Source organism: Altibacter sp. HG106 (assembly GCF_028561755.1).
In the GTDB taxonomy this organism is placed as follows: Bacteria; Bacteroidota; Bacteroidia; order Flavobacteriales; family Flavobacteriaceae; genus DFVG01.
This window is the reverse complement of the sequence record NZ_JAQQTD010000003.1, coordinates 377,114-396,114: the sequence shown is the minus strand read 5'-3', so window position 1 is coordinate 396,114 and position 19,001 is coordinate 377,114. Positions and strand designations below refer to the sequence as shown.

Annotated in this window: 16 protein-coding genes; 13 read left to right on the top strand and 3 right to left on the bottom strand. The window is 45.0% G+C overall.

Features of this window, described 5'->3' with window-relative positions:
* Positions 1–27 precede the first annotated feature (27 nt).
* Positions 28–897 carry an aldo/keto reductase gene (locus PO830_RS07115; protein WP_272852847.1) on the bottom strand — a complete coding sequence of 290 codons (870 nt, stop codon included), beginning with the start codon at positions 895–897 and terminating at the stop codon, positions 28–30.
* A 169-nt stretch (positions 898–1,066) separates the two neighbouring features.
* On the opposite strand from PO830_RS07115, the gene PO830_RS07110 reads away from it, so the two are divergent.
* The 10 genes from PO830_RS07110 to PO830_RS07065 all read left to right on the top strand — a co-directional run bounded on the left by PO830_RS07110 (position 1,067) and on the right by PO830_RS07065 (position 12,133).
* Positions 1,067–2,071, top strand: a complete 1,005-nt coding sequence (locus PO830_RS07110; protein ID WP_272852846.1) for an AAA family ATPase — start codon at positions 1,067–1,069, stop codon at positions 2,069–2,071.
* 71 nt (positions 2,072–2,142) lie between these two features.
* Positions 2,143–3,006, top strand: a complete 864-nt coding sequence (locus tag PO830_RS07105) for a DUF58 domain-containing protein (protein WP_272852845.1) — start codon at positions 2,143–2,145, stop codon at positions 3,004–3,006.
* Entirely contained in the window at positions 3,003–4,652 is a 1,650-nt protein-coding gene (locus tag PO830_RS07100; protein ID WP_272852844.1) for an LPXTG cell wall anchor domain-containing protein, read from the top strand. The genes PO830_RS07105 and PO830_RS07100 overlap by 4 nt, the downstream gene beginning before the upstream one ends.
* A complete protein-coding gene (locus PO830_RS07095; protein ID WP_272852843.1) occupies positions 4,649–5,653 on the top strand; it encodes a vWA domain-containing protein in 1,005 nt (334 codons plus the stop codon). Before PO830_RS07100 ends, PO830_RS07095 begins: the two co-directional genes overlap by 4 nt.
* The gene (locus PO830_RS07090; RefSeq protein ID WP_442870056.1) at positions 5,653–6,693 is read left to right on the top strand and encodes a vWA domain-containing protein; all 1,041 of its coding nucleotides are present in this window, start codon (positions 5,653–5,655) and stop codon (positions 6,691–6,693) included. Before PO830_RS07095 ends, PO830_RS07090 begins: the two co-directional genes overlap by 1 nt.
* A 1-nt stretch (position 6,694) precedes the next feature.
* On the top strand, positions 6,695–7,564 hold the full coding sequence (locus PO830_RS07085) for a tetratricopeptide repeat protein (RefSeq protein ID WP_272852841.1): 870 nt from the start codon (positions 6,695–6,697) through the stop codon (positions 7,562–7,564).
* Between the two features lie 3 nt (positions 7,565–7,567).
* Positions 7,568–9,337 (top strand): BatD family protein, encoded by a 1,770-nt coding sequence (locus PO830_RS07080; RefSeq protein WP_272852840.1) that lies wholly within the window; start codon positions 7,568–7,570, stop codon positions 9,335–9,337.
* A gap of 5 nt (positions 9,338–9,342) precedes the next feature.
* Positions 9,343–10,092: a tetratricopeptide repeat protein gene (locus PO830_RS07075; RefSeq protein WP_272852839.1), complete on the top strand. Its 750-nt coding sequence runs from the start codon at positions 9,343–9,345 to the stop codon at positions 10,090–10,092.
* A 136-nt stretch (positions 10,093–10,228) separates the two neighbouring features.
* Positions 10,229–10,459, top strand: a complete 231-nt coding sequence (locus PO830_RS07070; RefSeq protein WP_272852838.1) for a hypothetical protein — start codon at positions 10,229–10,231, stop codon at positions 10,457–10,459.
* 72 nt (positions 10,460–10,531) lie between these two features.
* Positions 10,532–12,133 carry a SulP family inorganic anion transporter gene (locus tag PO830_RS07065; protein WP_272852837.1) on the top strand — a complete coding sequence of 534 codons (1,602 nt, stop codon included), beginning with the start codon at positions 10,532–10,534 and terminating at the stop codon, positions 12,131–12,133.
* Between the two features lie 31 nt (positions 12,134–12,164).
* Here PO830_RS07065 and PO830_RS07060 read toward each other — a convergent pair whose 3' ends face one another.
* The gene (locus PO830_RS07060) at positions 12,165–12,710 is read right to left on the bottom strand and encodes a CvpA family protein (protein WP_272852836.1); all 546 of its coding nucleotides are present in this window, start codon (positions 12,708–12,710) and stop codon (positions 12,165–12,167) included.
* Between the two features lie 104 nt (positions 12,711–12,814).
* On the opposite strand from PO830_RS07060, the gene PO830_RS07055 reads away from it, so the two are divergent.
* The 3 genes from PO830_RS07055 to PO830_RS07045 are packed head-to-tail and all read left to right on the top strand — an operon-like array spanning position 12,815 to position 14,653.
* Positions 12,815–13,171 carry a hypothetical protein gene (locus PO830_RS07055; protein WP_272852886.1) on the top strand — a complete coding sequence of 119 codons (357 nt, stop codon included), beginning with the start codon at positions 12,815–12,817 and terminating at the stop codon, positions 13,169–13,171.
* Positions 13,172–13,227: 56 nt separating this feature from the next.
* On the top strand, positions 13,228–14,247 hold the full coding sequence (pheS, locus tag PO830_RS07050) for a phenylalanine--tRNA ligase subunit alpha (RefSeq protein WP_272852835.1): 1,020 nt from the start codon (positions 13,228–13,230) through the stop codon (positions 14,245–14,247).
* A gap of 10 nt (positions 14,248–14,257) precedes the next feature.
* Positions 14,258–14,653: a hypothetical protein gene (locus tag PO830_RS07045; RefSeq protein WP_272852834.1), complete on the top strand. Its 396-nt coding sequence runs from the start codon at positions 14,258–14,260 to the stop codon at positions 14,651–14,653.
* 70 nt (positions 14,654–14,723) lie between these two features.
* Here PO830_RS07045 and PO830_RS07040 read toward each other — a convergent pair whose 3' ends face one another.
* A complete protein-coding gene (locus PO830_RS07040; protein WP_272852833.1) occupies positions 14,724–18,950 on the bottom strand; it encodes a proprotein convertase P-domain-containing protein in 4,227 nt (1,408 codons plus the stop codon).
* Positions 18,951–19,001: the final 51 nt, after the last annotated feature.

Sequence of the window (19,001 nt, the reverse complement as noted above, 5' to 3'; positions counted from 1 at the left end):
GAAAGGAGGCTCATCGAGCCTCTTTTTTTATGGGACTTTATGTCCCTGACTCGCCACCCATAGTTCAAACCAATCGGTTTCTTCTAATTGAATTTTTTCCGAAGCAACCGCCTGCGCAATCCTCTCTTCTGTCGCCGTGCCCACCACGGGGTGAATGCCCGCAGGATGCGCTAAAATCCAGGCTAATAGAAGCTGATCTTTGGTAGCCTCATAGGTTTTACAGAGGGGCTCTAATACTTCGTGAATTCGTTTCGTCTGTTCGGAATCTTCTTTGAATACACTGCCCAACGGACTCCAAGCCATCGGGGTAATATCTTTTGAGATCATCATGTCTAAATCGCCTTCCAACATGGGTTTAAAGTTTGTGATCGAAAATTCAATCTGATTGACCGAAACCGGTACGTATTTAGAGATCAGTCTTGTTTGAGAGGGAGTGAAATTGGAAACTCCAAAAGCACGGATTTTTCCGGAATCCAAAAGGGTTTCAATTGCTTTTACTACTTCTTCCGGCTGTAGCAGCGGACTGGGACGATGGAGCAAGAACAGGTCGAGATACTCCGCTTGTAGGAGTTGAATGGACCGTTCGGCACTCCAAATGATATAGTCGGCATCGTATTGATAATGCTTAATCGGGTTGTTTCGTGCGTTCCCAACGTACTGTATACCACATTTGGAAATGAGCTGAATACGTTCCCTGGCAACCCCGCTTTCCGTCAGGGCCGTTCCGAAGGTCTCCTCGGTCGAATAATCCCCGTAGATGTCGGCATGATCAAAAGAAGTCACTCCGTTTGAGGCGCAGAATTCAATTCTTTTTGCCATTTCCGAAGCGCTGAGATTGTGCCCCCAGGAACCCCAACCCATGCATCCTTGTACAATTCTTGAAAAACTAGTACTCATATTTTAAATTTGTGCTCGTAAAAGTAGCAAAAAGGAAAAAGAAACACCCTGCGCAAGCGCTTACTATTAGCAGTTACTTTTAACCTATCATTAACAAGGTTTGCGATAATATTTAGGCAATTTGCGTGGTTGTTACACTGTAGCTTACGTATCACTTGAATCTAGACCTATGGAAGAAACGAATACCGCTTTAGATATCGGAGTATTGAATGAAAAAATTGAGAAAGAAAGTGCCTTTGTAGACATCTTGACGCTCGAAATGAACAAGGTTATCGTGGGCCAAAAACACATGGTAGAGCGCCTGTTAATTGGGCTATTAGGCCAGGGGCATATTCTGTTGGAAGGCGTTCCGGGTTTGGCGAAGACGCTGGCTATCAACACCTTATCTAAGGCGGTTCACGGTAGTTTCAGTAGAATTCAGTTTACGCCAGATTTACTCCCAGCCGATGTGGTGGGTACCCTCATTTACAATATGAAGGTCAATGACTTCAGCATTAAAAAGGGACCTATTTTTGCGAATTTCGTGCTGGCAGACGAGATCAACCGAGCTCCGGCCAAAGTTCAATCGGCCTTGCTTGAGGCGATGCAGGAAAAGCAGGTAACCATTGGTGAAGATACCTTTACCTTAGACAAGCCGTTTTTGGTAATGGCGACACAAAACCCGATTGAACAGGAAGGAACCTATCCGCTTCCGGAAGCCCAGGTAGACCGTTTTATGCTGAAAACGGTGATCGATTATCCAAAACTTTCCGAAGAACAACTCATTATTCGTCAAAACCTGAAAGGTGGTTTCGAAGAAGTAAAACCGGTAGTAACCTTAGACCAAATATTGAGAGCGCAACGTGCGGTTCGTGAGGTCTATATGGACGAAAAAATTGAAAAGTACATTCTCGATATCATTTTCGCTACGCGTACTCCCGAACAGTATAACCTTTCTGATATTAAACCGCTTATCGGCTTTGGAGCTTCTCCGCGAGGGAGTATCAACCTTGCCATGGCGGCCAAGTGCTACGCCTTTATTAGACGGCGTGGGTATGTGATTCCGGAAGATGTACGCGCCGTAGTACACGATGTGTTGCGCCACCGTATTGGGGTAACCTACGAGGCCGAAGCAGAAAACATTACTTCTGAAGACCTGATCAACAAAATCGTTAATGTTATTGAGGTACCGTAAGATTTAAGATTAACCATCAAAAGACAGCTTGAAAGAAGCCGCACTCATTGCATGTAGATCGTAAATCAGTCATGGACACCAAAGAACTTCTTAAGAAAGTACGAAAAATCGAGATAAAGACACGCCGTCTTAGCGACCACGTGTTTGGAGGCGAATATCATAGTACCTTCAAGGGGCGTGGGATGACCTTTAGCGAAGTACGCCAGTACCAGTTTGGAGATGATGTACGGAATATCGATTGGAATGTGACCGCTCGTTACAACGAGCCCTTTGTAAAGGTGTTCGAGGAGGAACGCGAACTAACCCTCATGTTAGTGGCCGATATTAGTGGTTCGGAATTCTTCGGAACCCATCAGCAGTTTAAAAATGAGATCGTTACCGAGATTGCGGCGACCCTTGCATTTTCAGCCCTTCAGAATAACGACAAAATAGGATTGATCCTCTTTTCAGACGATGTAGAACTCTTCATTCCACCAAAAAAAGGGAAGTCACACGTCTTACGCATCATTCGCGAGTTGCTCGAGTTTGAACCCAACAGCAAAAAAACAAATATTGCCCAAGCGCTTAAGTTCATGGCGAGCGTGATGAAGAAAAAAGCGATCGTTTTCGTGCTGTCTGATTTTATGGATAAAGGCTATCGAGACACCTTAAAAATCGCCGCAAAGAAACACGACATCACGGGTATCCGAGTCTATGATCGCCGGGAAGAACAGATACCTAATCTGGGGATGGTGCAAATGGAAGATGAGGAGACCGGAGAGTTGCTATTGGTGAATACCGGCGCCAAGGGGGTTCGAAATAGTTACCATCAGTATTACCGGGAACGTGTTGATGATTTTCAGGAATCTTTTACCAAGAGCGGCGCCGGAGCACTAAGTTGTCGGGTGGATGAAAGCTATGTCAAAAAATTATTAGGGTACTTTAAAAGACGATGAGACTTCCTGTTTCCCACATATCGCTCAGAAACTTTAGGCGCTTCGGAATAATCGCGGTGCTGTTGTCTTTTGCTTCGGAAGGAATGCTTGCTCAAGTGGAAAGTTCGGTAGACACCACCTTGATCCGCATTGGTGAAGAAATTCAATACACTATTGAAGTTTCCGCAGATACCACCGATTTGGTACTGTTTCCGGAGGGGCAGAGCTTTGCACCCCTGGAAACCATAGAGTCCTATAAAACGGACACTTTACGCCAGGATGCACGCTATCGACTGGTAAAGAAATACGGACTTACCCAATTCGACAGCGGCGCCTATACCATCCCTTCACAACGTGTGTTTATCAATGATATCGCCTATCCAACCGACTCGGTAGCGGTGGAAGTTCGAGATGTCGCCGTAGATACCACCCAACAAAAGATGTTTACCATCAAACCGGCGGTTGAGGTTAAAAACCCACCTATCGATTGGAAGAAGTGGCTTTTATGGATCGGTCTCGTGGCCCTTATTCTTGGGGGTATCGCTTATTTATTCTATCGGAAAAAGAAAAAGGAAGCCGAAAAGGAAGTGGTACTGGAGCCATACGAAGAAGCAATGGTGTCCTTACACAGTTTAGACCAGTCCAATTGGCTGAAAGAAGGCAACTCTAAAACGTATTATTCGCAACTCACAGAGATCGTAAAGCGATATCTCGATCGGGAGGTGGATGACCGAGCACAGGAAAGTACTACCGATGAGTTGATATTCCGACTCCAAATGCATAAGGATGCCGGCGAATTAGACCTGGACACCGCCACACTTAAAAAGCTAGATGCGGTGCTAAAACGAGCCGATTTGGTAAAATTCGCCAAATTTAAGCAGTTGGAAGGACAGGCAAAGGCAGACCGAAGTACCGTAGAAGAAGTCATCAACGAAACCAAGGCGGCCATTCCGGAACCGACCGAAGAAGAATTACGTGAAAATGAAGCGTATCTGGAAGCCCTTCAGAAACAACGCAAACGCAAACGCTGGATTTATGGAATAAGCGGCGTGGCAGGGCTACTACTACTAGGAGGAATAGTGTATGGGTCAATTAAAGGGTTTGATTCGCTGAGGGATATATTCTTCAGCAATGTGACCAAAGAACTGGCGGAAGGACGCTGGGTTCGTAGCGAATACGGAACTCCGGCAATCATCATAGAAACCCCCGACGTATTAGTACGTCAGGATGCTTCCCTACCCGAAGGATCGCAAGCAGGCATTTCGAATATTGATATGTTTAGCTTTGGCGATTTCAGGCATTTTTACACCAGCGTAAGCACGGTACAGTTCGCCGGGCAACAAGAGTTCGATTTAGATGCCGCCGTAGAAGGAAGCTTGCAGGAACTAGAACGAAAAGGAGCCACCAACCTACTGGCCAAAAAGGAAAGCTTTTCTACAGAAAAAGGAATCACTGGGGTGAAGGCCTATGGCGAATTTAACTTTGTCACGGAAAACGGGAAAGAGCTCCCCATTCCTTTGGCCTATGAGATTCTTACCTTTTCACAAGCCAATGGCATGCAACAGGTGATGATCGTTTATCCTACGAACGAAACCTATGCGGAAGCTATTAAAGAACGCATTATAAATTCTGTCGAATTAGAAGTATTGGAAACGCAAACGCAATGATGTCACAATTCGAATTTGTAAATCCTGAACTATTCTGGCTGTTGCTGGTACTCCCTGCATTGGTGGGGTGGTACGTTTGGACGCGCAAACGACGCACGGCAGCACTGCGTATTTCGAGTGTTTCCGGATTTAAAACCAAGAAGAATTGGTTGGCCCGATTGCGTCCACTGCTGTTCGTGTTACGGCTCATTGCCTTGGCGCTGATCATCACCGCCATGGCACGCCCACGAACCGTTGATGAATCGACTCGAGTGAAAACTACTAAGGGGATTGATATAGTGATGGCCATTGATGTTTCCGCAAGTATGCTAGCGCGCGATCTACGACCCAACCGATTAGAGGCTCTGAAGAAAGTAGCGGCTCAATTTATCAATGACCGCCCAACCGATCGTATCGGATTGGTGGAATACGCTGGAGAAAGTTTTACTAAAACCCCACTTACCAGTGACAAAACAATCGTGCTCTCGTCTTTAAAAGGAATTTCTTATAATACGGTTATTGAAGGCGGAACGGCAATTGGAATGGGGCTTGCTACCTCGGTGAACCGACTCAAAGAAAGCCGAGCGGTAAGCAAGGTGATCATACTATTGACAGACGGAGTGAACAATAGCGGGTTCATCGACCCAAAGATTGCCAGTGAGTTGGCGGTCGAATTTGGGATAAAGGTATATACCATAGGCCTCGGAACCAACGGTATGGCACTCTCGCCTATTGGCATTCGCAATGATGGTACGTTTCAATACGGAAACATTCAGGTGGAGATCGATGAAGCCCTGTTGGAAGAAATCGCGCAAACTACCGGGGGAAAATACTTTAGAGCGACCTCAAATACCCGATTGGAAGAAATTTATGATGAGATAAATCAACTAGAGCAAACCGATATAGAAGAATTTAAGTATAAGAATTACGACGAGAAATTTAGACCGCTGGCGTTGATCGCTTTTGGGCTCCTCGCTTTCGAATTCTTGCTACGACATACCGTATTCAGAAGCTTTGTGTAATTATGCAGTACGAATCGCCCATATACTTTTACCTATTGTTCACCATTGCCTTTGTAGTGGTGTTGTTTGTTGGCGTGCTCATCTGGAAAAAGCGAATTCAGTCTAAGTTTGCGGACGCCGAGCTGTTACAACGACTTACCCCAAACACCTCTACGTTCAAGGGGCTGTTGAAGCTCATCGTGCTTTGTTTGGCCATTGCCTGTCTTACGATGGCGCTGGTGAATCCAAAGATCGGTACCAAGCTCGAAACGGTGAAGCGAGAAGGCGTTGATTTGGTTTTTGCCATCGATGTGTCTAAAAGTATGCTGGCGGAAGACATCGCGCCCAACCGCATTGAAAAGTCGAAACAATTGGTCTCTCAGATTATCAATAGTCTGGCGGGTGATCGTATTGGTATCATTGGCTACGCCGGAAGTGCATTCCCTCAGGTTCCAATTACCACCGATTTTTCATCTGCGCGCTTGTTTCTGAATAGCATGAACACCGACATGGTTTCTTCTCAAGGCACCGCCATTACTGAAGCGATTGAAATGGCGAAAACCTACTACAATGATGAAGAACAAACCAATAGGGTCTTATTTATTGTAAGCGATGGCGAAGACCACGAAGGAAACGTTTCCGAACTGGCACAACAGGCAGCCGAAGAAGGCATTCGCATTTTTACAATTGGAGTAGGAACTACAAACGGAGGTCCCATTCCTATCAAAAGTAACGGCGTGTTACAATATTACAAACGAGACCAGAACAATGAACGTGTGGTCACCAAGCTCAATGAATCCACCTTGCTCGAGATCGCCGAAGTAGGAAACGGAAGCTATATCAATGGCAACGACACGTCTGATGTGGTTGACAATGTGACAGATATCTTGAATGGAATGGACAAGAAAACCTTCGAAGCGAAGCAATTCAGCGACTTTAAAGATCAATTTCAATGGTTTTTGGCTGGGGCATTGTTTTTGTTGGTATTGGATGTATTTCTATTGGAACGAAAAACACAATGGTTGAAACGTCTTAATTTGTTCAACGAAAAAAAGAAATAATATGAAGCGGAAGATGTATCGAAATGTAATATTCCTACTCCTTGGAAGTCTGCTACTACCGGGAGTGCTCTTGGCACAACCCAATCCAGAGAAAGAGGCGGCGATAAAAGAATCTGAAACCTTGTTGAGTGAAGGACAAAGCAAGCTTCAGAATGACAACTTCAACCTTGGTGAGGCAGATTATCGCAAGGCCATTGCCTTACATCCGGAGGCGGCCACTGGAAAATATAACTTAGGAAACGCATACTACAATAAAAGTAAGAACGCTGAAGCCATGCGACGTTTTCAACAGGCGGCGCAAACGGCGGAAACCAAAACGCAAAAGCACCGTGCCTTTCACAATTTGGGCAATACCTTTATGAACGCCAAGAAGTATCAGGAGGCGGTGGAATCGTATAAAAATGCGCTGCGAAATGATCCCACCGATGATGAAACCCGATACAACCTAGCCCTGGCCAAAGAACTGTTAGAGAAAAACCCGCCGGAAGGGGGTGGTGGTGGTGACGATAACGAACAAGATGAGCAAGATGAGAACGATCAGAACGAGGAAAATAAGGATCAGGGCGATCAGAATAAGGATAGTGAAGGCGATGAGGGTGATGAAGAGGAGAACCAAGATCAAGGCGAAGAAAAAGACCCCAATAAGGAAGGTGATCAGGAAAATGAAAATGGGCAGCCAGACCAACCTAAAGACCAACCCGAAAAGGATGGTGATACCCCAAAAAATCAGCAGCCTGTTCCCGGAAAGCTGTCTCCTCAGCAAATTCAAAACTTGCTAGAGGCCATGAACAATGAGGAGAAAAAAGTACAAGATAAAATCAACGCTAAAAAACAAAAAGGTCAGCGGGTACGATCCCAAAAAGATTGGTAGTTTATGAAACGAATGCATGCTTTTTTACTGTTGTGCTTACTCACCTTTGGCGTTACCGCGCAAGTGAGTTTTGAGGCGAAAGTGAGTAAAAAGCAATTGGGCATCAATGAACGATTGCGCATTGACTTTGAAATGAACCAGGATGGCGACAACTTTACACCTCCTGATTTTGATGGCTTTCGAGTGGTGGGCGGACCCAATCAAGCGATAAGTAATAGTTACATCAACGGAAAACGAAGCTACTCAAAAACCTATTCCTATTTTCTTTCGCCCCTGGCCAAAGGAACCGTCACCATCAATCAGGCAACCATCGAGATCGATGGCGACATCTACAAGACCACTCCGGTAACCGTTACAATCACAGAGGCCGTAGAACGCCCAAAAGATGGGAACGATGCCGAATATGTGGCCAGCGAGAACGTCCATTTGGTAGCGGAGGTTTCAAAAACGAACCCATACCTCAATGAATCCCTTACCGTGGTGTATAAACTGTATGTTTCGGATGAGGTGAGTATTACCAGTAATTGGCGAGAGATTGACACGCCCAAGTACGCCGACTTCTGGAGTCAGAATATCGATACCCAAGGTAATTTTAAGATTTATGAGGGTACGTACGAAGGGCGCCCGTATCGCTACGTGATCTTAAGAACAACGGTGTTGTATCCACAGAAAACGGGAGAATTGGAAATCGAACCCTTAGTGTTGGATGTTCCCATTGACGTACAAAGCAATCGCCGAGACTTGTTTGGCCGCCGATTGATGACGCGTGTCAATAAGACGATTTCCGCTGGAAAACGCACGATCAATGTAAAACCGCTTCCAGAAGAAGGAAAACCAGTTACCTTTTCGGGAGCGGTAGGCGAATTCGATTTTAATGTGACAAGCGACAAAACAACCCTGGACGCCAACGAATCGTTAGAGCTCAACATTGAAGTAAGCGGAAGTGGAAACCTGAAACTCTTCAACCTTCCTTCGGCCAAAACACCCAGTTCTTTGGAAGTATATGATCCAGAACGCTCGGAAGAGGTTCGTACTACTGCTTCCGGAATGCGTGGATCGGTTTCAGAATCCTACGTGGTGGTGCCGCAGGCCAAAGGGATCTACCCCATTCGACCTATTTCCTTTTCGTTTTTCAATCCGAAGACCGAAACTTACGAAACGCGGACTTCCGAAGAAATAGTCATTACTGTAGAAAATGGACCAGCACCTGTCGCAACTAACGAGGAAAATACTACGGTCAGCAACAATCAAACGGTGGTCACAGCGGGGGATACCTTCAAATACATAAAGCTGAATAGCAACTTAACGTCGGTAACAACCACACCTTTTCTAGGCTCACGGCTATTTTGGATATTATTGGTAGCCCCGTTTTTACTAATTCCGTTGTTTATTTTGATAGGAAAGAAACGGAAAGAACGTCGAGCCGACATTGCCGGGAACCGCTTACGCAAAGCCAACAGATTGGCGAAGAAATACCTGTCGGAAGCTAAAAAGAATCTCACGAATAAAGCGGTGTTCTACGAATCGCTGGAACGAGCATTGCACAATTATTTACGAGCAAAGCTTTCGATTGAAACCAGTGAATTTAGCAAGGAGCGCATTGACGGCTTGTTGCAGCAACGCGGCGTGGATGAGGCTACGGTGGCGTCCTTTATTACGCTGTTAAAGAGCTGTGAACTGGCGCGCTATACGCCAACGACAAATGTTGCCATACAACAGGATTACGAGAAGGCTGTTTCGGTACTTTCAGAAATTGACAAACAATTAAAATGATTGGGATGAAGAAGCTATTGTTGGTTGTATTTTGTTTTGTTGTCACGATAACGTCGGCTCAGAATGAGACGCTTTTTGAGCACGGCAAAGACGCATATGAGTCCGAGCAGTATTCAGATGCCATCACGCGCTGGATGCAAATCATCGAGAAGGGACAGCATTCGGCCGCGGTATACTTCAACCTGGGGAATGCTCATTACAAGCTGAATCAAATAGGGCCCAGTATTTATTATTATGAAAAAGCTTTACAACTGGATCCAGATGATTCAGATATAAAAAACAACCTGGCCTTTGCGAAAAATGCTACTGTCGACGCCATTGAGCCCTTACCCACCACCTTTTTCAACAAGTGGTACAACCGACTGATTTCTATTGCTTCCTATGACACTTGGGCTGTATTAGCGGTAACGTGTTCGGTACTTTTTGCAGCTGCCTTTTTACTGTATTACTTTACCTATCGGGAACGAACAAAACGCACCTGGTTTGTGGTGGCTACTATAAGTTTGGTGTTTCTGATCGTGTCGATTTCCCTATCGTTTGTAGTGAAGGGCGAACGCAACGCTAAGCGCGCCGCCATTGTTTTTGCCGAGGAAGTTATTGTACGGGCAGGACCTACCATGGGAAGTGACGCCGCATTTGCCCTACACGAAGGAACCAAAGTGAGCATTTTGGCCTCAGAAGGAGACTGGCTTCGAATCGCTATCGCCGATGGAAAGGACGGTTGGTTGCCTGCTACCGAAGTAAAGGAGCTCTAGATTTACTGAGAATTAACAGCTAAATACTGTTAAAAAGCATATATTTGAGAGTCGAAAAATAACTGCATTGAGACCAAAAAGCATCTTTTTTTTATTCATCTTCACGGGTTTTTTACTGACGCCGACACTGGTTACTATGACCAAGATGGAAATTAATGTAGTGTCTTATTTCAGTACTTCGGAAGAAGAAAACCACGATACCGTAGAGTTTGGCGTAAACCTAAAGATTGATTTGTTACAACAAGACACGGTCGATTTTACCGTAATCGAATCCTTACAAGATAGGATGCTTCCCGGGTTTTTAAACGATTTTACGTCCCTCTTTTCTGAAACTTTTTCTCCTCCCCCTGAACAGCATCTTAGCTAATTACGTTTCAAACCATCCATTCATTTGGTCTGGGCAGTTAAATGCCTGGACTTCCATATTATAAGTAAGATTATGTTCAAGAATTTAAAAAATGATATACCGGCAGCAGTAGTTGTATTTTTTGTTGCCATTCCCTTGTGTCTCGGAATTGCCCTTGCCAGTGGCGCCCCTTTGTTTTCCGGACTCATCGCCGGAATAATTGGAGGTATTGTTGTAGGAGCCATTAGTGGCTCAAGTTTAGGGGTAAGTGGTCCTGCCGCCGGACTGGCAGCCATCGTACTGGCAGCGCTAGCCACACTGGGAAGCTACGAGAACTTCTTGGTGGCCGTCGTATTAGGAGGTGCTATTCAGATTGTATTCGGAATTTTAAGAGCTGGAATTATCGGATATTATTTTCCGTCCTCGGTTATTAAAGGAATGCTTACCGGTATTGGAATTATCATCGTATTAAAGCAAATTCCGCACTTCTTTGGATATGATGCCGACCCGGAAGGAGACTGGGCATTCTTTCAAGTAGATGGTGAAAACACTTTTTCTGAGCTCGGAAACATCGTAGCGAATATTAGTCCCGGAGCCACCACAATCGCAATCATCGCGATGGCGATTCTCGTCCTGTGGGAAGCGGTACTAAGCAAGAAATACAAAATTTTCAAATTAATTCAAGGACCGTTAGTTGCAGTGGCTGTGGGTATTATCTTTTACCTGCTGACGAAGGATTCTGAAAGCTTACGAATTTCTACAGACCATTTGGTTGCGGTGCCGGTACCCGATGATTTTGAATCGTTCCTAGGACAATTTACATTCCCTAATTTTAGCGTGATCACGAATCCACAAATTTGGGTTACCGGTTTTACCATTGCCCTGGTTGCGAGTTTAGAAACCTTGCTCTGTGTGGAAGCGACTGATAAACTAGATCCGCACAAAAGAACAACACCTACCAATCGAGAGCTTTTTGCGCAAGGTACCGGAAACCTGATATCCGGACTCATTGGAGGGCTTCCCATTACGCAGGTAATTGTACGTAGCTCGGCCAACATTCAGTCAGGTGGTCAAACGAAGATGTCGGCGATCATCCACGGATTCTTTTTGCTGATCTCGGTAATCTTGATTCCAACCGTATTGAATTTAATTCCGCTTTCCGTGCTCGCTGCCATTCTATTCTTAGTAGGGTACAAACTGGCCAAGCCTGCGCTCTTCAAGCAAATGTATCAGAAGGGAATGTTTCAGTTTATTCCGTTTATCGTAACCATTATTGGAATCGTTTTCGGAGACTTACTCATAGGGATTAGTTTAGGTCTTGCCATAGGAATTGTAGTGATCCTCATTAAGAGTTATCAAAACAGTCACTTCCTCAATATTGAAAAATCGGAAGACACCAATAAAGAGGAGATCGTGAAGATGACCTTAGCGCAAGAAGTAACCTTTATCAACAAAGGTGCGATTATTAAAGAACTGGATAGAATCTCTGAGAATAGTACGCTTCAGATCGACACACGACGAACGCGCTATCTGGATAATGACATCATTGAAGTCTTTGATGATTTTAAGATAAAAGCGCGTGATAAGAATATCGACGTGATATTAATATCTGAACGTGGAAAGGAGAAAAACCCCGAAAGCTATGCAGAATTTTTCAGCAGAAAAAAGGTAGAAGAATTTACCGTAGGGGAGTAATTATGAAAACCCGGCGAATCCGCCGGGTTTTTTATTCGTCTGTTGATTCTTCTAAATCGATGGGAGGGGATTCTTCTTCGGGATCCTCTAATTCTTCGATTCCTCTAAGCAAATGCGGCAACACCAGAGGGGCTAAAGACGCTACCGGTTGATAGAGTGTTGATTCCTCCCGTTGTTCTTCTGAAAGAATCGTAAATTCTTCCGAAGCATTTACCAAAAGGAAAAGGACACTTACAATAAAGGCATATTTCAACGTATTGAACACACCGCCCAGTAGTTTATTGATAATTCCCAAAAAAGCGAAATCAGCAATTTTCGTTAAGAATTTTCCGGCCAGTGAGATCAGAAATACGATGATAAAAAAGGTGAGTGCAAAGGCGGCGATATTGGTCATTTGCGCACTCCAGTTGAACCAATCCGTCAGATAGGCGGCTACGATGTCTGAGAAATATACGGCCCCGTATACACCAGCAAGCAGTCCAATTAATGACGCAAGCGTAACGAATAAGCCCTTTTTAAACCCCATTACAAAGGCAATGAGTAGAATGATGCCTAGTACAATATCGATGGTATTCATGCCTCGGTTTCTGGTAAAGATAACATTTTTGCGCATCTCGAATACAGGAGAATAGCCGGAAGGATATTTTTTGAACTGTGAACTCTACCGTATCTTTACAGCCTATGGCGCGCGACCTGAAATTAAAGGAAGATTGGGATACCCTCGTAGGTGTATTGAGTAAGCAGTTTGCCGATGGCGACACGCTAGAACTGGATGCTATTATTTATTTAATAGGCGTTCAGGAACTAGGTCAAATACACCGTCGTTTTAAAAAAGATGAAAAGCTTCACCTGATGCATATCGCTATTTGTCGATTACTAGAGCCTTTTGGGTATTATGAGTTTGAATTATTCGATGAGGAGGGATGGCCCCACTATAAGAACGTAGAACCCCTACCTCCCCTAAAAGCCGGCGAACAGTCGGTACTGATGAAAGAGGCCATCGTCCTCTACTTTAAGGAGCAGGGATTTATCTCCTAAGTGTTCACAGGGGATTGACTGAAAAAACACTATTTTTGCGCTTCAATTCTGGAAGAATGATTGACGACATTAAAAAACATCTGGAAAAAGTAGCTCAGTTTGAAGCTGCCACAGCCGAAGAAGTAGAAAACTTCCGTATTTCCTATTTGGGTCGAAAGGGAATCCTAAATGATTTTTTTACGGCCTTTCGCGAGGTTCCCAAAGACCAAAAAAAGCAATATGGTCAGCAGGTAAATGCCTTGAAACAGGCGGCCGAAGAGAAGTGGAATGAACAGAAGGAAAAATTAGCCGCTTCGGAAGAAACTGCGGGTGTATATGGCGATTTGAGTCGGCCCGGAGAACCGTATCACGTAGGTTCCAGACATCCAATCTCTTTGGTGACTAATAAAATTATTGACATCTTTTCACGTATTGGCTTTAATGTTTCTGAAGGTCCAGAGATCGAAGACGACTGGCATAACTTTACCGCTCTAAATTTACCAGAATACCATCCGGCACGTGATATGCAAGACACTTTTTTTGTTCAGAAGGACCCCGATGTGTTGTTGCGTACGCACACCTCTTCGGTACAAGTGCGCTATATGGAGAATAACAAGCCGCCTATTCGAACGATTTCGCCCGGACGGGTATATCGAAACGAGGCGATCTCTGCACGCTCACATTGCTTCTTCCATCAAGTGGAAGGATTGTATGTTGATAAAGGGGTGAGCTTCGCCGATCTAAAACAGACCTTACAGTTTTTTACGACGGAAATGTTCGGGAAGTCGAAAATCCGACTGCGACCTTCCTATTTTCCATTTACAGAACCTAGCGCAGAAGTGGACGTGTACTGGGGTCTTGAGACCGAAACCGACTATAAAATGACGAAGGGCACGGGCTGGTTAGAAATTATGGGTTGTGGGATGGTAGATCCCAATGTACTAAAGAACTGCAATATCGATCCAGAAGAGTATAGTGGTTTTGCCTTCGGAATGGGAATCGATAGAATTGCCCTCTTGCTACATCAAATCCCAGACATACGCATGCTCAGTGAGAATGATGTACGCTTTTTAGATCAGTTCAAAAACGCATTTTAAGCACCGTTGAATGCGGAAAGATATTTCAATCCCTACCGTTGAAGGCGTGACTATCGCCATAGTGCCCGAAACTTCGGAAGCTTCTGGAGCAACTATATGGTACGCCTATCTCATCAACGAGCTCTCGGAAGCATTAGAACTAATTCTAGTGGTTTCTAAGGGAAGTAAAGCGGAGGTGCAGACTTCGGTTATGCGGCATCGATTAGATCGATTACCCCCTAAATCCTTTGCTAAAATTGAATGGGTTGAAGATTCCGTCTTGAGCCTGGACAACCGCTTTGCGCTTACCTTCTACAAAGATGGGAGGCTCTACGATAAAATCTTCGAGTTTCCCACAAATAGTATTCATGAGGATGCTTGCGTCACCTTGCCCATACTCTCGCGAAAAGGGATTATGGCAACCTAGGATTTTTCGTTAAAAATAAAAAGCCGCTTCGTGAGAAGCGGCTTTTCTTTTGGTTGGTTATAAAGGAAGTTTATTCCTTGATCAAGCGTTTGATGGTGTTTCCACCTTCCCCTTGAATATTTACCATGTATACTCCTGAAGCCAATTGAGAAACGTCAACCGACTTTTCAGTAGTCATGTTCGTAAGATCGATGGTTTGTACCAAACGACCGTTTACATCATAAATGGTAGCGTTGTCTAAACCAATCGCAGAACCATTGGTGATGTTGATCACGTTACGAGCAGGGTTCGGGTAAATGCTTACCGCGTTTGCAAGAACGTCTTCTACACCAAAGGTGCTTTCTACGGTCAATTCGAACGTACAGGTAGCAACGTTTCCGTACTCATCCTCAGCGGTAAGAGTTACCGTGTATACGCCGTCAGGCAACAAGGTACCCGGAGCCGGATCTTGAGTCAAGATCGTTACAGGATCTGTACAGTTGTCAGTAGCCGTTGCGTCACCATCTGCGAAGTAATCTGGCACTTCGTAGTTAAGGTTACCCGCACCTGGATCAACGGTTTGATCAGCAGGACACGTAAGCTCAGGAGCCATTGCGTCTACTACATCTACCATGGCAACACAAGAAGCGATATTTCCGCTAGCATCACTTACAAATACAGTGATTTCAAGTGTCGTTCCGATATCGCTACAGAATACTTCGTTGATATCCACAGCAGCTGTTGAGATACCACAAGCTTCATCCACACTACTAATCAAGTCGAATGGATCTACAACCGCCATTCCGTTCTCATCCAATTCGATTACAGAATTTGGATTCGGGTTGGCGTAGCTATAGGTAACACCCCAGCTATTAAGAACACCTCCATCTAATCCTGCGAAGGTATCTGTGATAGATAGCGTCCAGTCTCCTAGCGTACTCTCCCCATCAAACGCGTCTAATGCGTTACTTGGGATATAATCTCCAAGCGGGAAGGCATCTCCAGCCTGACAATCCAGCGGATTTGCTGATTCATCATCTAGGGTTGCTATAAGGTCATTACTACCACATCCATCGGCACCGCCACTAAAGATTAGAACAGAGGTTCCAGCCGGTGAGGTAAGTGTAATTTCTAGATCTGCGATCCATGTATGATTGATATTGAGATCCACATTGAGATCATTCAATGTTTGATCGTCAGTAACGCTTAGCACAGAACTGATCGTAACATCACTACCATTCGTATCGATGGTCTGGCCAGGGCTGGTCGTAGCACTTTCCGAAACATTGGCCGGTGGACCACAAGTAATTATCGGAGCGGTTTCATCCAATACATTAACTGTAGCAGTACACATAGCCGTGTTTCCACTGTCATCAGTTACCGTCACATCAATTTGGTTTTCACCAAGATCGGCACACGTAAGGTCAATCATACTAGACATTCCACCAACGTCATAAATAATGTTTCCATTAAATATTCGAGGTTCGAAGAAAAGATCGAATGGATATGCATTTCCGGCACCTTCATAGAACTCTAAGTTAGCGTCGGAAGCAAACAAGGCTCCTGTTGTAGTACCGTTGGTATACGCGATATTGGTAGTATTCACCAAGGTAACGTAGAACGCAACCGTTTCACCAGCGGCAACATCAATATCTAAACTTGTGTTCAACGGAGTAGGTACGTTGGTTCCTGCGGAAGTGACTCCACTTACCGTCTCAACCAATGTCCAAGCTGCTGGGTCTTGCGCAAAACCTACCCAAGAACCTGTCTTGAAGTAAATTTCCACGTCATCTGTAGTCCCAGCATCCATACTCACATCAAAGGATTGAACTGTAAGGTCATTAATCGCCATAATGTCGAACATGTTACCTGACTGTCCGTTGCCAGCAGCAAAGGTCGTCTCCAATGAATTGGTAGCCGTGGTATTCGTAGTCGCGGTCCAACCACAGGCTTCGTCAACACTCAAGAGAAGGTCGGCGATATTTACTGTGGCCATGCCGTTATCGTCAAGCACCACATCAAGTGGAGCGCCTGAGTTTTCATAGGTGTAATTCACCGTCCAGCTATTTAAGGTACCGGTATCACCACCTGCGTTATCTACAACAGTGATGGTCCAATCTCCTAAGGTACTTTCACCATCAAAAGCAGAAAGTGCTTCATTCGGAATGAATGACCCTGAAATGGTGGGTACTCCAGCATCACATTCGTCTTCCACAGGGTCAGTAGCCTCATCGTCTAATGTGGCTAGAATATCATCTCCAGAACAACCGAATCCAGTTGCTGGCACGCCAGGCTGATCAACGATCGTTACTTGCGTTCCTGCAGGTGATTCGATCGTGATAGCCAAATCTCCTACCCACGTATGAGCAATATCAAGATCAACATCTAAGTCGATAATGGTTTGATCATCTGTGATGGTGATTGTGTTCGTAAGACCAACGGGGTCATCGTCTGGGATGGCAGCGCCAGGAGCACTAGTACCACTATCCGTCACGTCAGCTGGCTGCCCAATACAAGCAATAACGGGTGCGGTATTGTCTTCAATCGTAACAGTAGCCACACAGGAATCAGTGTTTCCTTCGGCATCAGTAACTGTTAGTGTTACTGCGTTAGCACCTACATCAGCACAGGTGAAAGTATCCTCATCAATGCTATACGATACGATTCCGCAGTTATCGGTAGAACCATTATCTACATCCGCAGGCACAATACTTACAGAACCTGTAACAGGATCTACTTCAAGGGTAATGTCTTGACACATGGCCATAGGAGCTTCATTGTCTGTTACCGTAACGGTAAATTGACACATAGACATATCACCTTGCTCATCGGTAGCGGTAAATTGTACGATAGTATCACCTACAGGGAAAACACTTCCACTAACAGGTCCCATCGTTTGGGTTACTGTCACCATTCCACCGTCAGGATCAATAGCAATAGCATCTGCAAAGTTTACTACCGCACCACATTGGGTTGGATCTGTATCTGCCATAACATCGGCAGGACAGCTAATAATGGGTACAACAGGATTTCTGCTAAAAGAAATACAGTAGCTGTTTAACGTTCCTGTATCTCCACCAGCATCGTCGCAAATGGAAAGTGTCCAGTTACCGTCCACCGCTTCTCCAGCAAAGGTCGCGGCAAAGCTTCCTCCTTCAGGAGCGAAGACTCCAGTAAAGGGTGCGGATGCACTTGTAATATCAGCCCCTCCATCTTGAAAAACGGTTCCGGTAAAATTATCACCAGCGCCACCGTTATCACTTGAAAGGTCTAACGAAGTTCCAGCGGGAGAAACTAAACTTATTTCTAAATCACCATCAAACGTATGGTTGATATCTATTTCTACCTGGTCTAAGGTGTATTCTCCTGGATTGGTTCCTAACGTTCCCACATCCGTAATGGTAGCGTCAGATTCAGTCGGTCCTCCTACACAAGGAAACCCTCCGCTCCCTGTTACGGGAATGGACTGCGGATTGCCAGCACCACAAATGGTGGTAGAGGACTGCTGCCCTATAGCGTTCACTACAAAATCTTGCGGAAGACCTAAGGAGGCTAGTGTTGTTGGAGTGGTAGCACCACAGACGGGAGCGACAATCCAAGATTCGGTAATACTACCATCAGAATTACAGCCAAAGCGCATAAAGTTGGTGTCGGTACCATCATCAACGATTACAAACTCAACCACAAGATTCATTCCTTCGGAAATGGTTCCGGTAATAGGAATGGATAAAATGGTGTTGGCATCGGCATTGGTAATGGTTGTAGCCATAGAGTTCACCATGGTAAGCATTCCTCCGGGGAAGGCCCCATCAGACTCCCAGATATTCAAGGTCAATGGGAAGCCCGAAGGTGTAGAAACCGGCCCAATGGCAACCTCAACAGCCGCCATTCGGAAATCTCCGTTGACGCCGTAATCATCATCTAGGTCAAAATCAACAAAAATGTTGTTGTCCCTGAAAGATGTAGGGCTTGCACAGGCTATTTCCTGCCCAGGCGTAATGGTTTGACTCGCATTTGGAGTTAAAGCAACAGACGCTCCTACTGGCAGCTTGGTTGCTGTTGTAGTGCCTGCAGCATCGTTCAAAATGGGTGTGCCCGAAACACGCTCGGGGTTTGTGAAATGAGTTACATCATTGCCTTGTAACTCTAAGGCTTTTAAGACAGCATCTTGCGAAATCGGACCTTTGTTTTGAACAACCGTGTTGCTCGAACTTTGGATCTGATCCTGCTTCGCGTTGTCATCTTGTAATACTTGCGCGTGTAGACTCGTTCCGAACCCAAACGCAATCAGCATTAATGCTAACGTAATTTTCTTCATGATCAAAATTTATTTGGTTCTAACTCAAAGATATGTTAAAATTTTTAAGAT

Coding starts and splice junctions, on each gene's coding strand:
- PO830_RS07115 (WP_272852847.1), bottom strand. CDS start 897: ATGAGTACTAGTTTTTCAAGAATTGTACAAGGATGCATGGGTTGGGGT.
- PO830_RS07110 (WP_272852846.1), top strand. CDS start 1,067: ATGGAAGAAACGAATACCGCTTTAGATATCGGAGTATTGAATGAAAAA.
- PO830_RS07105 (WP_272852845.1), top strand. CDS start 2,143: ATGGACACCAAAGAACTTCTTAAGAAAGTACGAAAAATCGAGATAAAG.
- PO830_RS07100 (WP_272852844.1), top strand. CDS start 3,003: ATGAGACTTCCTGTTTCCCACATATCGCTCAGAAACTTTAGGCGCTTC.
- PO830_RS07095 (WP_272852843.1), top strand. CDS start 4,649: ATGATGTCACAATTCGAATTTGTAAATCCTGAACTATTCTGGCTGTTG.
- PO830_RS07085 (WP_272852841.1), top strand. CDS start 6,695: ATGAAGCGGAAGATGTATCGAAATGTAATATTCCTACTCCTTGGAAGT.
- PO830_RS07080 (WP_272852840.1), top strand. CDS start 7,568: ATGAAACGAATGCATGCTTTTTTACTGTTGTGCTTACTCACCTTTGGC.
- PO830_RS07075 (WP_272852839.1), top strand. CDS start 9,343: ATGAAGAAGCTATTGTTGGTTGTATTTTGTTTTGTTGTCACGATAACG.
- PO830_RS07070 (WP_272852838.1), top strand. CDS start 10,229: ATGACCAAGATGGAAATTAATGTAGTGTCTTATTTCAGTACTTCGGAA.
- PO830_RS07065 (WP_272852837.1), top strand. CDS start 10,532: ATGTTCAAGAATTTAAAAAATGATATACCGGCAGCAGTAGTTGTATTT.
- PO830_RS07060 (WP_272852836.1), bottom strand. CDS start 12,710: ATGAATACCATCGATATTGTACTAGGCATCATTCTACTCATTGCCTTT.
- PO830_RS07055 (WP_272852886.1), top strand. CDS start 12,815: ATGGCGCGCGACCTGAAATTAAAGGAAGATTGGGATACCCTCGTAGGT.
- pheS (WP_272852835.1), top strand. CDS start 13,228: ATGATTGACGACATTAAAAAACATCTGGAAAAAGTAGCTCAGTTTGAA.
- PO830_RS07045 (WP_272852834.1), top strand. CDS start 14,258: ATGCGGAAAGATATTTCAATCCCTACCGTTGAAGGCGTGACTATCGCC.
- PO830_RS07040 (WP_272852833.1), bottom strand. CDS start 18,950: ATGAAGAAAATTACGTTAGCATTAATGCTGATTGCGTTTGGGTTCGGA.